Origin of the sequence: Bradyrhizobium sp. 613_E4_N2_2, assembly GCF_052075995.1 — a bacterium.
Lineage (GTDB): Bacteria > Pseudomonadota > Alphaproteobacteria > Rhizobiales > Xanthobacteraceae > Bradyrhizobium > Bradyrhizobium barranii.
Map to the genome: position 1 here is coordinate 3,785,923 of NZ_CP197234.1, position 13,988 is coordinate 3,799,910.

The window sequence follows — 13,988 nt, forward strand, 5'->3', positions numbered from 1 at the left end:
GCGCGATGCCGTAGGGTGGGCAAAGGCGCGCCCTTGCGCGCCGTGCCCAACCTAATCGTGCTGCGGATCAAATTGGTGGGCACGCTTCGCTTTGCCCGTCCTACACTCACCTGAAATGCGATAAGCTCCGTTCCATGGAATGGACCGACGAAGGCATCGTGCTGGGCGTGCGGCGGCATGGCGAGAGCAGCGCCATCGTCGAGCTGCTGACGCGTGCGCACGGCCGGCATCTCGGCCTCGTGCGCGGTGGCGCCGGTTCGCGGATGCGGCCGCTCTTGCAGCCCGGCAACAGCGTCAGTGTGGTGTGGCGGGCGCGGCTCGACGAGCATCTCGGCACCTATGCGATTGAGGGCCTCAAGCTGCGCGCGGCGACGCTGCTGGGATCCTCCCACGGCGTCTATGGCGTCACCCATCTCGCCTCGATTGCGCGGCTGCTGCCGGAGCGCGATCCGCACGAAGACATCTTCGCGATGCTCGAACATTCGCTCGATGATTTCGACGATATCGGCAGTGCCGCCGTGCACCTCATCCATTTCGAGCTGGCGATGCTCGCCGAGCTCGGCTTCGGGCTCGCGCTGGAAAACTGCGCGGTGACCGGCGAGACCGCGGACCTGATCTATGTCTCGCCGAAATCCGGCGGCGCGGTGTCGCGCGGGGCCGGCGAACCGTGGCGCGACCGGCTGTTGCGCCTGCCGCCGTTCCTGCGTCGTGGCGAGGCCGCGAGCGACCTCACCGACCAGGATCTCCAGGATGGCTTCCGGCTCACCGGCCTGTTCCTGCTGCGCCATGTGCTGGAGCCCCGCGGCCAGGGCCATTCCGACGCGCGCGCCGGCTTCATCAATGCGCTGACGCGGCAGCAGGCGAAGGCGGCTATTCCGGCGCCATGACCTGAGGGCGCCTCTGCCTTGCCCGCGGGCATGATATTTCCCGGGAACGAAATCCCCCTGGCTGAATTGGCCCTCGCAGGGTTCCACAACGGGGACAGCCAAAAATGTTGATCAAGGGATTCGCCGTGTCGGCGGCGTTGCTTGCGTTCGCGCCTGACGCCGTGGCTGGCGAGCCGCAACCGGGTGTCTTTCGCCGGGCATCCTGCACCGTGATCCGGTATTACGTGGCGAAATATTCCGCTGCGGCCGCAGAGAGTTGGGCGCGGTCCAAGGGGGCAACGGAGGCCGAAATCGAGGTCGCCCGGCGTTGCCTGACGAATGCGCCGGTCACCGCGCAAGCCAAGACCCAGCAGCCAGTGACCGCCGGCTGGGCAGGGCAATAGCCGCCCACAGGGAACCAATCGATCCTTGCCCGATTCGCTTCCACGGTTTAACCGGGCGGCATGGGAAAACGATTGATTCCGCCGGAGGAACCGGCCGAAATTCACGAGGTGCCGCTGCGTGAGGCGCTGGAAGAGCGCTATCTCGCCTATGCGCTCTCCACCATCATGCACCGTGCGCTGCCGGATGCGCGCGACGGTCTGAAGCCGGTGCACCGGCGCATCCTCTACGGCATGCGCCTGCTCCGGCTCGACCCCGGCACGGCGTTCAAGAAATCCGCCAAGATCGTCGGCGACGTGATGGGCTCGTTCCATCCGCATGGCGACCAGGCGATCTACGACGCCATGGTACGCCTCGCGCAGGATTTCTCCTCGCGCTACCCGCTGGTCGACGGCCAGGGCAATTTCGGCAATATCGACGGCGATAACCCGGCTGCCTACCGCTACACCGAAGCGCGCATGACCGACGTCGCGCGGCTTCTGCTCGAGGGCATCGACGAGGACGGCGTCGAGTTCCGGCCCAACTACGACGGCCAGTCGAAAGAGCCGGTCGTGCTGCCCGGCGGCTTTCCGAACCTGCTTGCCAACGGCGCGCAAGGCATCGCGGTCGGCATGGCGACGTCGATCCCGCCGCACAACGCGGCCGAGCTCTGCGACGCCGCGCTGCACCTGATCGAGAAGCCCGACGCGAAATCCAAGGTGTTGCTGAAGTGGGTGAAGGGCCCGGATTTCCCGACCGGCGGCATCTGCGTCGATTCCAAGCAGGCGATCGCTGAAGCCTATACGACGGGTCGCGGCTCGTTCCGTGTTCGCGCGCGATGGGAGCAGGAAGAGGGTACGCGCGGCACCTGGGTCGTCGTCGTCACCGAGATTCCCTTCCTAGTGCAGAAGTCGCGCCTGATCGAGAAGGTCGCCGAGCTGCTGGACCAGAAGAAGCTGCCGCTGGTCGGCGACATCAGGGACGAGTCGGCCGAAGACGTCCGCATCGTGATCGAGCCGAAGTCGAAGAACGTCGATCCCGCCCTGATGATGGAATCGTTGTTCCGGCTGACCGAGCTCGAAAACAAGATTCCGCTGAACCTCAACGTGCTGATCAAGGGCCGCATCCCCAAGGTGGTGGGGCTCGCGGAGTGCCTGCGCGAATGGCTCGACCATCTGCGCGACGTCCTGATCCGCCGGACCAACTTCCGCAAGGCGCAGATCGAAAACCGGCTTGAAGTTCTGGGCGGTTTGTTGATCGCGTACTTGAACCTCGACGAGGTGATCAGGATCATCCGCACCGTGGACGAGCCGAAGCCGGCGCTGATCAAGGCGTTCAAGCTTACCGAGGTGCAGGCCGAGGCCATCCTCAACATGCGCCTGCGCAGCTTGCGCAAGCTCGAGGAAATGGAGATCCGCACCGAGGAAAAGAACCTCCGCGCCGAGCTCAAGGGCATCAACGCGGTGCTCGCTTCGGAGCCGGAGCAGTGGAAGAAGGTCGGCGAGCAGGTCGGCAAGGTCCGCGACATGTTCGGACCGAAGACGCCGCTCGGCAAGCGCCGCACCACCTTTGCGGATGCGCCCGAGCACGACCTCGCCGCAATGGAAGAAGCCCTCGTCGAGCGCGAGCCGGTGACGGTCGTGGTCTCCGACAAGGGCTGGATCCGCACCATGAAGGGCCATGTCGAGGATCTCTCGGGGCTGGCCTTCAAGCAGGACGACAAGCTCGGTTTTGCCTTCTTCGCGGAGACGACCTCGAAGCTGCTGCTGTTCGCCACCAACGGCAAATTCTACTCGCTCGATGTCGCAAAGCTTCCGGGCGGTCGCGGCCACGGCGAGCCGATCCGTCTGTTCATCGACCTCGAGCAGGAGGCGGCCCCCGTCGCGCTGTTCGTCAACAAGGGCGGACGCAAATTCCTGATCGCGAGCCACGAGGGCCAGGGCTTCGTCGTCAACGAGGACGATTGCGTCGGCACGACCAAGAAGGGCAAGCAAGTCCTCAACGTCGACATGCCGAACGAGGCGCGCACGGTCACCGAGGTGATCGGCGACACCGTCGCGGTCATCGGCGAGAACCGCAAGATGCTGATCTTCCCGCTCGACCAGGTGCCGGAGATGGCCCGCGGTCGCGGCGTGCGGCTGCAGAAGTACAAGGACGGCGGCCTGTCCGACGTCGCCGTGTTCGAGGCCAAGGCGGGCCTGACCTGGAAGGACTCCGCCGGCCGCGAATTCTCCGCGACCATGAAGGAGCTTGCCGAGTGGCAAGGCACCCGTGCGGATGCCGGCCGCATGCCGCCGAAGGGTTTCCCGAAGTCGAACAAGTTCGGCAAGGTGATCGGGTAAGCAGGCTCGTGTCCCGGACGCGCTGCAGCGTGAAACGCTGCTGCGCAGAGCCGGGACCCACAACACAGGTGTCATGCCCCGGCTTGAACGGGGCATCCAGTACGCCGCGGCTTCTCGGTTTCATCACGCCCCTCTCTGGAATACTGGATCGCCCGCCTTCGCGGGCGATGACAGCGAGTGTGGCGCAAACGCTTGGCAGATAGGCGTGAGCGCATAAGTGCCTGCGTTGATCGGGCACGAACATTGCTTTTTCTTTGCCTGCAAATGAACTCTCAAGAAGAAGCAAAAGGCACAATGTTCAAACTGAAGGCTTTCATTCCGGCGCTGTTCGGCCTCGCGCTGGTCGCGGCGCCCGCGCATGCGGCGGGCAATCTCGTTGCGGTGCTCGAGGCGGAGATCGTCACGCTCGATCCGCATTTTTCCACGGCCTACATTTCGCGCACGTTTGGCTACATGGTGTTCGACACGCTCTTTGCGAAAGACTCCAAGGGCGACATCAAGCCGCAGATGGTGCAGGACTGGAAAGTCTCATCCGACGGATTGACCTATACGTTCACGCTGCGCGACGGCCTGAAATGGCATGACGGCCAGCCGGTCACGGCGGCCGATTGCGTGGCGTCGCTGCGCCGCTGGGGCACCCGCAGCGCGCTCGGCCGTCGCATCTTCGCGGTCACGGCCTCGCTCGAGCCGACGGATGCGAAAACCTTCGTGCTGACGCTGAAGGAGCCGTCCGGCCTCGTGATCGATGCGCTCGGCAATCCCGTCAGCCCGGTCGCTTTCATGATGCCCGAGCGCATCGCGAAAACACCCGGCGACCAGCGCATCACGGAGATCATCGGTTCCGGCCCGTTCGTCTACAGCAAGGCCGATCACCGCACCGGCGATCGCATGATCCTGAAGAAATTCGCCGACTATGTGCCGCGCCCCGAGCCCGCCGATTTCCTCGCCGGCGGCAAGCGCGTCGGCATCGACACGCTCGAGATCCGCGTCATCCCGGATGGTGCGACCGCCGCGTCTGCGCTGCAGGCGGGCGAGGTCGACTTCATGCAATATGCGCCGTTCGATCTGTTGCCGCAGCTGGAAAAGAATTCCCGCGTCAAGCTGGTCAATTTCACCGGCGGCAACATGTTCGCCGGCGCCTATCGTCTCAACGCCGCATCGAAGCCGTTTGATGATCCGGAAATTCGCCGCGTGCTGTGGAAGCTGGTCGACCAGCGCGAGGTGCTGGATGCGCTCGGGCTCGATGCCAAATACGCGGCTCCCTGCGCGACGTTCTTCACCTGCGGCACCACCTATGAGAGCAAGGCGGGCACGGAAGCGGCCGCGAAGACGTCGATTGAAGCCGCGAAAGCCGCGTTGAAGGCGACCAAATATGCCGGCGAGCCCGTGGTCGTCATGGAAGCCAACGACCTCGAAGCCCCGCGCGTCTCGGCGCAGGTGCTGGCCGAGCGGCTGAAGCAGGCCGGGTTCAACGTCGATCTCCAGGTGATGGACTGGGCGAGCGTGCTGGCGCGCCGCGCCAAGAAAGAAGGCTGGAGCGTCTATGGCGTCCACGCCGGCGGTTTTGACCTGGGCTCGCCGCTGACCAACGTCATGGTCGCCTTCAACTGCGCCGACTTCACCGGCTGGCAATGCGATGCGCGCATCACGCCGCTGATGGAAGCCTTCGCCAAGGCACCTGCCGAGGAGGACCGCAAGAAAATCGCCGGCGAGATTCAGAGCGTCATGTACGATCAGGCGCCCGCGATCCCGTGGGGCCAGTTTGCGCAGCCGGCGGCCTATCGCGCCACCCTGCGTGGTCTGATACCGTCCGCCATCCCGGTGTTCTGGAACGTTGAGAAGTAACGCGATGTACGATGTCATTGTTGTCGGCGGCGGCTCTGCCGGCGCCGCTGTTGCGGCACGGCTTTCCGAGGATCCCGCACGGCGTGTCCTGCTGCTCGAGGCGGGGCTGGACTGGCGCGCCGACGAGGCGCCCTGGGAGGTGATGACGCCAAATCCCATCCCGATCATCCACAAGCGCGAGTACCAGGAGAAATGGCAGTGGCCCGATCTTCTGACGCGCCGGGTGGCCGGGCAGGAGCCGCGCTTCTATTGGCGCGGCAAGGGGCTTGGCGGCTCATCGATGATGAACGGCCAGATTGCCATCCGCGGCGTCGCTGACGCGTTCGACGAATGGGCCGCCGATGGCTGCACCGGCTGGTCGGCCAAGGACGTGATGCCACTGTTCTCGGTGATCGAGGATGATTTGGAATTTGGTGACGCCCCGGGCCATGGAAGCGGCGGACCGCTGCCGGTCTATCGCGCTCGGCCCGAGAAGTGGGGTCCGATCGATCGCGGCCTGCGCGATGCGGCGCTGGCGAGCGGCTATCCCTGGTGCGCCGACCTCAACGGTCCTGATGGCGAGGGCGTCGCCTGCTATCCCATCAACAGCCGCGACAGCCGCCGCATCACGACCAACGAGGGCTATCTCGAGCCGGCGCGCGGCCGTGCCAATCTCGAGATTCGCGGGCACGCGCTGGTCGATCGCGTGCTGATCAGCGACGGCCGGGCGACCGGCCTTCGGGTTCACATCGAAGGGCAGGGCACCCACGAGATCAGCGCGCGCCAGATCGTGCTGTGCGCCGGCGCCATCCACAGTCCGGCGATCCTGCTGCGTTCAGGCATCGGACCGGCGGATGAGCTGAAGGCGATCGGGATCGCGGTCGAGCGCGATCTGCCGGTCGGCCGCCACTTCTTCGACCACCCGCTGTTTCGCGCCACGATCCAGCTCCACGAAAACCTGCGGCCGACCGATCCGGACACCCGCCACACCAATTGCTGCGTGACCTATTCCTCCGGCCTCGCCGATGGCGGCAAGCGCGACATGATCCTGATCGCGTTCAACCACCGCGGCATCGGCGTGCCCGGAGCGATCGGCGCCGGCCTGTTCAACGCCTATTCGCGCGGCACGCTCAAGCTGGCTTCGACCGATCCGGCGATCGATCCCATCGTCGAGGAGAACATGCTCGCCGATCCCCGCGACATGCTGCGCATGATGGACGCGGTGAAACGGCTGGCCGTGATCACCTCGCAGCCGGCGCTTTCAGGCATTGCCGATTGGATCAGGCTGACCGACACCGATCTGACGCTTCCGCAAGCTGCGGCCTTGCCGGATCACGAGCTCGATGCGCTGCTGCGGCGAGAGACCGGAGACATCCAGCATGCCGCCGGCAGTTGCCGCATGAGTGGGGCCAACGACCCCGATGGCGTGGTCAACCCCGACGGCACCGTGAAGGGTATCTCGGGCCTACGCGTCGCGGACGCCTCGATCATGCCGTCCGACTGCCGCGCCAACACCCACTTCACGACGGTGGTGATCGGCGAGGCGATTGCACGGATGATGATGCGTTAGCGCTAGAAGTGATAGTTCACGCCTGCGGTCACGGCGTGAATGCGATCCTTCAGGCTGAAGATGTTGACGGTCGTGCCGGCCCCATTGCTCAGGAACGCGCTGTGGTCGCCGAAGTCGTAATAGTCGTATTCGAAAACCGCGGACCAATGCGGTGCGAACGCCCAGTCGACGCCGGTGCCGGCGGTCCAGCCGGTTCGGGTGCTGGCTCCGCTGGGATTGACGGGGACGCCACCAGCGGGCGTGAAGGCCTCGTCAAGCTTTTCACGCGTCCAGGCGCCGCCGCCTCGGACGAACACCAGCCAGCGATCAGCGAACGCGTAGCCGAGCCGCGCGGTGGCCGAGGCCAGGAAGTCGTTGCTCATCGTGAACTGGCTGGGGACGACGACGCCGGTCACGAGGTTTCTGACGGTGCCGGCGTGCGAGTTGCGGAGGCTGCTCCAGGCCGCACGGCCTTCGGCACCCACGACCCATCTGGTCGCAAATTGATAGTCGCAGCCGACCTGTCCGCCCCCAACGAAGCCTGTTGAACTGAAGGAGACAGAGTTTCCAAGCGAGTTGGTGGTCCGGTCGTCGCTGACGACACCGCCGACGTGTGCGCCGACATAGCAACCGGTCCAGGTGAAGGGGATGGGCGCGAGGGGAGGTGCCTTCACCGCCAGATCAGCCGCCAAGGCCGCGCTGGAAAATCCCAATGCCAAAAGCCCGCCCACCCAAGCGACCGCGAAACGCCCCATGTCAGTCCCCATTCCCGCCTGCGACAACTTGGCACATGTCTGCCAGAAATGCCGCTGCTCGGGAAAGTGCAATTCGCATGATGTGCACAATTTGGGGTAGAGCCGTGGCGCAAATGTCACGCTCGGATCCGATGCACGCGGCGAGCATGACGGCTCGTTGACGTCGATGCTGATTTTACCTGGTGCCATCGAAGGTGAACCACTTCACAGCGGTCACAGCGGGGTCGTGCTAGCATTCGACAGTGCTGGCTGACCCAGCACCATGGCCGGAGTTCGGCTCAAATTACGCCATGCCCGATAAGCGCTGGCGGTTCGCATTTTCAGACGCTGTTCCCGCAATGAAGGGAGGTCTGGCAATGAGCGACACTCCAAAACCCGTGCCCGCCGACGAGTCGGCTCAGGCGGACCTTGCAGATTCTGAAGCTCCGGCGCCCGCATCCGGATTCGCCAAACGGCTGGAATCGTTCTTCGAGGTGATTCCATTTCTTGGCGGCGTTTTCATCGTGGTCCTCAGCGTGGAGCCGCTCCGCAATTTCATCTGGGACTCACGCCAGGTGATCATCCCGATCGTGGTGTTCGCCGCTGTCGTCATCCCGACGATCTTGCTGATGCCGATCGGGCAGCGATGGCTGAGAGAGAGCAAGGCGTCCACACGTGCGGGGCTCTTCATATTCTTCATGCTGGTGCTGGTGTCGATCGTGGCCATTGTTGCCTCGCTCGGCAAATTCTACCAGTACACGGTGCTGCGCGGCGTGTTCCTGGCCGTGGTGTGCCTGCTGCCCGGCGCAATGTGGTATCTCTTCGTCGGAACGCGCAAGGCGAGCCTGCTGAACGAATACCTGGTCAATCTCGATCGTCTGGGGCTGTTGCGCCAGGTGCGGAACGAGGATGCGGCGATCCGGGGACGTCGCGTTCAGGGGTATCTTCAGAAGTTCGAAGCCATCTATGGCGAGCTTGCGCCGAACGTCTATGCGGATGTGCTGAGCGGCCGTCTCGGCAAATATTCAAGGGCGGATACCGGCGGCGTGACGACACTCTCGACTGCGACGGTCCCGGTCTTGCTCGCCACGGTGCTGATTTCGCTCGGCTGGTTTGTCACGCTGCCGCCGTATCAGGCCGACGTTGTCTTCACCGTGAGTCCGGGCGTGCAGGCGCTGACGCCGTCGGGCACGCCGGTCCAGCTCGCGTTCCTCGGCGCCTATTTCTTCTCGCTCCAGATGCTGTTTCGCCGCTACGTCCTGGAGGATCTCGGTGGCAGCGCCTATGTCGCGGTGTCGCTGCGCATCATTCTGGCCGTCATCGGGATCTGGACCTTCACGGCTGTGTCTAGCGCGAACGACCATCTGCTTCTGCTCGCCGGCTTCGTCTTCGGCGTATTCCCGCGCGTGCTCTGGCAGGTCGTGGAGCAGATGTTCAAGAAGGCGGCGGGCCTCATCTTGCCGAGCATGGTCTCGCAATTGCCGATCAGCGATCTCGATGGTCTCACCGTCTGGCACGAGGTCAGGCTCGAGGAGGAGGACATCGAGAACGTCCCGAATATGGCGACTGCCGACATCGTCGAGCTCCTGCTCAACACGCGCCTTCCGCCGGAGCGGATCATCGACTGGACCGACCAGGCCATCCTCTACACGCAGCTTGGGCCGCAGCCCAAGCCGAAGGAAGGAGGCAGCGCACGCGAAAAGCTACGCACGCACGGTATCCGCACGGCGAGCTCGCTGCTGTGGGCTTCGTGGCAGGCGCGACTCCAGGGAAGGTCCGAGGAGTTCGATCGGATTTTGCAGGGGGCCGATGGCGCCAGCGCGATGCCGGCGCTGGAGGACTCGCTCCGCACCAATTCGAATCTCGATCTGATCGAGCAGTGGCGCGGCACCTGCGATGCCGCGCAGCGTCCCTCGGCGCAGCCGGGCGCGGAGCAACCGTCGCGCCTGCTCGAGCCGCGCGACGGAGAGTTCGACCCCGGTCGTGCGGCTGCCGCGGCCTAGATCAGGCCCACCAGCCTTAGCACCACGCCCGCGGCGCAGCTGCCGGCGAGCACGGTGAGCATGCCGAGCTTGAAGCGGAAGATCGCGGTCGCGGCCGCGATCGACAGCAGCAGCGCCGGGACGTCAACGCTCGTCAGCACCGGCCTGTCGAAGGACAGCGGGAAGGCGTGCACCGGCACGGTCTCGCGGAACAGCGTGTGCAGCGCGAACCAGATCGAGAGGTTGAGGATCACGCCGACGACGGCGGCGGTGATCGCGCCGAGTGCGCCGGCGAGGCCCCTGTTGCCGCGCAGGCGCTCGATGTAGGGGGCGCCGACGAAGATCCAGAGGAAGCAGGGGGTGAACGTGACCCAGGTCGCAAGCAATCCGCCGAGCGTCGCTGCAAGCATCGGCGACAGGCCGCTTGGATCGCGATAGGCGGCCATGAAGCCAACGAACTGAAGCACCATGATCAACGGGCCTGGCGTGGTCTCGGCCATGCCGAGACCGTCGAGCATCTCGTGCGGCTTCAGCCAGTGATAATGCTCGACCGCCTGCTGCGCAACATACGCCAGCACCGCATAAGCGCCGCCGAACGTGACCAGCGCCATCTTCGAGAAGAACAGCGCGATCTGGCTGAACACGCTGGCTTGACCAAGAATCAAAAGCAGCGCGATCACCGGCACCAGCCAGAGCGCGAGCCATAGCGCACCGACGCGGATCGCGCGCGCGGTATTGGGGCGCACATGCTCGGGAACGGCTTCGCCGAGCATGCTGTCGATCACGGCGGTGCTGCCGCCGGGGCCGTGAGCCGCCGGGGCAAACTCGGGCCGGCCGGCCCGCGCGCCGACATATCCGATCACGCCGGCGGCGATGATGATGATCGGGAAGGGGACCGCGAAGAAGAAGATCGCGACGAAGGCGATTGCGGCGAGTGCAATCATGATGCGGTTCTTCAGCGCGCGCTTGCCGACGCGCACCACGGCTTCGAGGACAATGGTCAGCACGGCCGCCTTCAGCCCGAAGAACAGCGCCTCGACGAAGCTGACATTGCCGTAGGCGGCGTAGATGTAGCTCAGGCCCATGATCGCGATGATGCCGGGCAGGATGAAGAGCCCGCCCGCCATCAGGCCGCCGGCGGTGCGATGCATCAGCCAGCCGACATAGGTAGCCAGCTGCTGCGCCTCCGGTCCGGGCAGGAGCATGCAGTAGTTCAGCGCATGCAGGAATCGGCCTTCGGAGATCCAGTTCTTCTCCTCGACCAAGATGCGATGCATCACCGCGATCTGGCCCGCGGGGCCGCCAAAGCTCAGGCAGGCGACGCGGAGCCAGACGCGGAAGGCTTCACCGAAGCTGATGCCGTGACCGGCATCAGCCCCCGTTTGATTGGCGCGGATGTCCATCACGCCTTCACCTTGTTAGTCGGCCAGTTGTGGGTCTCGGCCGTCGCGTCGCGGCACCAGCGGTAGAAGGCATCGTAGAGCGTCATGCCGGCTTCGAGCTGTTCAAGATCGTCGTCGTACATCCGCGACAGCCCGAGCGAGGCCGCGAGCAGGCCGGGCGCTTCCGGCGCGAGGTCGGGCCGCGCGGTGTCGGCGCCGCGCACCAGCGTGGCGAGCCGCAGCAGCGGTGGCGTGGCAATTCCGAATTCCTCGATCATCACGTCGAAGGTGCAGAGCTCGCCGCGGTGACTCCAGAACACGTTCTCGATGTCGAAGGGCGCCGCGTTGAAACGCTCGCCCACGGCGACGACCTCGGACGGCGCGACATACAGGAACACCGCGTTGGGATCGACGAAGCGGCGGATCAGCCAGGGGCAGGCGATGCGATCGACCTTCGGCCGGGCCCGCGTCACCCAGACGGTGCGTCCCTTCGCGTCGCGTGGCGGCAGCTTGCGGGTGTCGAGCAGCGGCAGCTTTGCCGCCTTCCAGCCCTCGAACCCCCCCTCCAGCGTCTCGGCCGCCACGCCGAGCTGGCGAAGCCAGGCCGCCGTGCCCTGCGCGAGCTTTTCGCCCCGGAAGCACGAGACGATCGCGGAACGGCCCGCGAAGTCGCCGCCCCAGTCCGGAACATTCTCGTGGCTGAGCTTGATCGAACCGGGAATCAGCCGCCGGTCGGCGGCGAAATCCTCGTCCGTGCGCACGTCGATCAGGGCAGGGGCGTTCGCCGTGCCGATCAGCCGTGCCAATTTGTCAGCAGATATCGTTGTGTAGGAAGACATGATGCGCCCTCGTAAAGACAAACGGGACGCGATACTTGGGCTTGTCGCCTCGTGGGGAGATCGCTCAATCCCCATGAGCGTCATTACAACGAAACCGCGCCGGGCTGTCAATCGGCTCGTTGACTTGATTTTGCCCGGACATTCCGCAGGTCTATATTGCGGGTCAACGGACCGGACCTTTCGGAGACTTTTCGATGCATTCTCATTCGACCGAGCAATGGACCCATGACCACGTCTTTCTGGGCGAGAAGCACGATGAGAACGAGCGGCGCACCTGGCTCGTGGTCGTCCTGACGCTGGTGATGATGGTCGGCGAGATCGTCGCCGGCTCGCTGTTCGGCTCGATGGCGCTGCTTGCCGACGGCTGGCACATGGGCACGCATGCGGCCGCGCTTGGCATTGCTGCTTTCGCCTACCGTTTCGCGCGCCGGCACCTGGGGAATGCGCATTTCACCTTCGGCACGGGCAAGTTCGGCGACCTCGCCGCCTTCTCCAGCGCGATCATCCTGGGCCTGATCGCGGTCGAGATCGCCTATGAGAGCGTGCTGCGGCTGTTCACGCCGGTGCCGATCGTCTATGGCGAGGCCATCGCGGTCGCCGCCCTCGGCCTCTGCGTCAACCTCGCCAGCGCGTGGCTGCTGCGCGACAGCCATGATCACCATCATCACGGCCATGACCACGGCCATGACTACGGCCTTGGGCATGCGCATGATGATCACGACGATCACGGTCATCACCACCATCATCACGACAACAATCTTCGTGCGGCCTACGTCCACGTCATGGCCGATGCGGCGACCTCGGTGCTGGCGATCGCAGCGCTGGTGGTCGCGATGTATTCGGGATGGGTCTGGGCCGATCCGGCCGTCGGCCTGATCGGCAGCGCCGTGATCGCGAGCTGGGCGTTCGGCCTGGTCAAGTCCTCAGGCGCGGTGCTGCTCGACGTGCGCGCCGACGAGAAGCTCGAACGCACCATCCGCGCCCGCATGGAGGTCGGAGAGGACCGCGTCACCGACCTGCATCTCTGGCAGGTCGGGCCCGGCCATTGCGCCGTGCTGGTCTCGGTGGTGTCGGACAAGCCGAAGCAGCCGGCCGTCTACAAGAAGCGGCTCGCCGGGCTGAAGGGCCTGAGCCACGTCACGGTCGAGGTCGAGACCTGCCCGCATTGATGTGATCTGCCGAAACGGAATTCGGCGGCGCGGCCGGGGTTGATCCTCGGTCGCAGCCATACAGGGCGCCGCAAGAGGAACCAAGGATGATGCCCAGGATCAAGTTTGCTCTCGCCGTCGCCGCGCTGGCTCTGTCCGGCCACGCGGCCGTCGCGCAGTCCGAGAAATCGGGCGTCGAAAAGCTCTACGTCCTCAATTGCGGGGAGGGCACCGCCGGGGACATCTCGCGCTGGACGCCCGGCCTGAACGAGGGCGAGTCGATGGATTTCGTCGACAGCTGCTATCTCATCAAGCACAGCAGCAAGGGCTGGTTCCTGTGGGACACCGGCATCGCCGATGCTGTCGCCGCCATGCCGAATGGCCTTGTCCCCGCCGATCCCAAGGCCGTCACCTGGCGCCGGCCGAAGACGTTGGCCGCCCAGCTCGAACAGCTCGGCCTTAAGCCGGATGACGTCAAGGCGATGGCGGTGTCGCATACGCATCCGGACCACACCGGCAATGTCGAGCTGTTCCCGCAGGCCATGCTCTACGTGCAGAAGGCCGAATATGACTGGCCCGGCGCCAACAACGAACCGCGCTTCAAGCCCTCGCACCCGGTCGAGTTGCTCGCGGGTGACAAGGACGTGTTCGGCGACGGCAGCGTGACCATCCTGTCGACGCCCGGCCACACGCCGGGACACCAGTCGCTGCTGGTGAAACTGCCGAAAACCGGCGCGGTGGTGCTGTCGGGCGACGCCGTCCACTTCAAGGACAATTGGGATAACCGCCGCGTCCCCAGCATGAACGCCAACAAGGACCAGAGCGCGGCGTCGATGCAGAAGATCGCCGACACGCTGACCAAGGAGAAGGCGCAGCTCTGGATCAACCACGACAAGGCCCAGCGCGACAGCCAGAAGATGGCGCCTGAGTTTTACGACTAG

Annotated in this window: 11 protein-coding genes; 8 read left to right on the plus strand and 3 right to left on the minus strand. The window is 65.0% G+C overall.

Annotation, left to right across the window (positions count from 1 at the left end; genetic code table 11):
* Positions 1-134: 134 nt before the first annotated feature.
* The 5 genes from recO (at position 135) to AB7290_RS18115 (ending at position 6,983) form a co-directional block, all read left to right on the plus strand.
* On the plus strand, positions 135-887 hold the full coding sequence (recO, locus tag AB7290_RS18095; protein ID WP_085399875.1) for a DNA repair protein RecO: 753 nt from the start codon (positions 135-137) through the stop codon (positions 885-887).
* Positions 888-991: 104 nt separating this feature from the next.
* Positions 992-1,270 carry a hypothetical protein gene (locus AB7290_RS18100; RefSeq protein ID WP_071913189.1) on the plus strand — a complete coding sequence of 93 codons (279 nt, stop codon included), beginning with the start codon at positions 992-994 and terminating at the stop codon, positions 1,268-1,270.
* A gap of 60 nt (positions 1,271-1,330) precedes the next feature.
* Entirely contained in the window at positions 1,331-3,589 is a 2,259-nt protein-coding gene (gene parC / locus AB7290_RS18105) for a DNA topoisomerase IV subunit A (protein WP_085399874.1), read from the plus strand.
* A 294-nt stretch (positions 3,590-3,883) separates the two neighbouring features.
* On the plus strand, positions 3,884-5,434 hold the full coding sequence (locus AB7290_RS18110) for an ABC transporter substrate-binding protein (protein ID WP_085399873.1): 1,551 nt from the start codon (positions 3,884-3,886) through the stop codon (positions 5,432-5,434).
* A 4-nt stretch (positions 5,435-5,438) separates the two neighbouring features.
* Entirely contained in the window at positions 5,439-6,983 is a 1,545-nt protein-coding gene (locus tag AB7290_RS18115; protein ID WP_085399872.1) for a GMC family oxidoreductase, read from the plus strand.
* Between the two features lie 2 nt (positions 6,984-6,985).
* On the opposite strand, the gene AB7290_RS18120 is transcribed toward AB7290_RS18115, so the two are convergent.
* Entirely contained in the window at positions 6,986-7,717 is a 732-nt protein-coding gene (locus AB7290_RS18120; RefSeq protein WP_085399888.1) for an outer membrane protein, read from the minus strand.
* A gap of 356 nt (positions 7,718-8,073) precedes the next feature.
* On the opposite strand from AB7290_RS18120, the gene AB7290_RS18125 reads away from it, so the two are divergent.
* Positions 8,074-9,699 (plus strand): hypothetical protein, encoded by a 1,626-nt coding sequence (locus tag AB7290_RS18125; protein ID WP_144030670.1) that lies wholly within the window; start codon positions 8,074-8,076, stop codon positions 9,697-9,699.
* Here the strand turns inward: AB7290_RS18125 and chrA are convergent.
* The gene (gene chrA / locus AB7290_RS18130) at positions 9,696-11,081 is read right to left on the minus strand and encodes a chromate efflux transporter (protein WP_085399870.1); all 1,386 of its coding nucleotides are present in this window, start codon (positions 11,079-11,081) and stop codon (positions 9,696-9,698) included. The genes AB7290_RS18125 and chrA overlap by 4 nt on opposite strands.
* On the minus strand, positions 11,081-11,899 hold the full coding sequence (locus tag AB7290_RS18135) for a chromate resistance protein ChrB domain-containing protein (protein ID WP_085399869.1): 819 nt from the start codon (positions 11,897-11,899) through the stop codon (positions 11,081-11,083). Before AB7290_RS18135 ends, chrA begins: the two co-directional genes overlap by 1 nt.
* Before the next feature lie 194 nt (positions 11,900-12,093).
* On the opposite strand from AB7290_RS18135, the gene dmeF reads away from it, so the two are divergent.
* Positions 12,094-13,068, plus strand: a complete 975-nt coding sequence (dmeF, locus tag AB7290_RS18140) for a CDF family Co(II)/Ni(II) efflux transporter DmeF (protein WP_085399868.1) — start codon at positions 12,094-12,096, stop codon at positions 13,066-13,068.
* Positions 13,069-13,154: 86 nt separating this feature from the next.
* Entirely contained in the window at positions 13,155-13,988 is an 834-nt protein-coding gene (locus tag AB7290_RS18145; protein ID WP_085399867.1) for an N-acyl homoserine lactonase family protein, read from the plus strand.

Excerpts from the sequence above, each read along its gene's own strand:
- recO (WP_085399875.1), top strand. The coding sequence starts at position 135 with ATGGAATGGACCGACGAAGGCATCGTGCTGGGCGTGCGGCGGCATGGC.
- AB7290_RS18100 (WP_071913189.1), top strand. The coding sequence starts at position 992 with ATGTTGATCAAGGGATTCGCCGTGTCGGCGGCGTTGCTTGCGTTCGCG.
- parC (WP_085399874.1), top strand. The coding sequence starts at position 1,331 with ATGGGAAAACGATTGATTCCGCCGGAGGAACCGGCCGAAATTCACGAG.
- AB7290_RS18110 (WP_085399873.1), top strand. The coding sequence starts at position 3,884 with ATGTTCAAACTGAAGGCTTTCATTCCGGCGCTGTTCGGCCTCGCGCTG.
- AB7290_RS18115 (WP_085399872.1), top strand. The coding sequence starts at position 5,439 with ATGTACGATGTCATTGTTGTCGGCGGCGGCTCTGCCGGCGCCGCTGTT.
- AB7290_RS18120 (WP_085399888.1), bottom strand. The coding sequence starts at position 7,717 with ATGGGGCGTTTCGCGGTCGCTTGGGTGGGCGGGCTTTTGGCATTGGGA.
- AB7290_RS18125 (WP_144030670.1), top strand. The coding sequence starts at position 8,074 with ATGAGCGACACTCCAAAACCCGTGCCCGCCGACGAGTCGGCTCAGGCG.
- chrA (WP_085399870.1), bottom strand. The coding sequence starts at position 11,081 with ATGGACATCCGCGCCAATCAAACGGGGGCTGATGCCGGTCACGGCATC.
- AB7290_RS18135 (WP_085399869.1), bottom strand. The coding sequence starts at position 11,899 with ATGTCTTCCTACACAACGATATCTGCTGACAAATTGGCACGGCTGATC.
- dmeF (WP_085399868.1), top strand. The coding sequence starts at position 12,094 with ATGCATTCTCATTCGACCGAGCAATGGACCCATGACCACGTCTTTCTG.
- AB7290_RS18145 (WP_085399867.1), top strand. The coding sequence starts at position 13,155 with ATGATGCCCAGGATCAAGTTTGCTCTCGCCGTCGCCGCGCTGGCTCTG.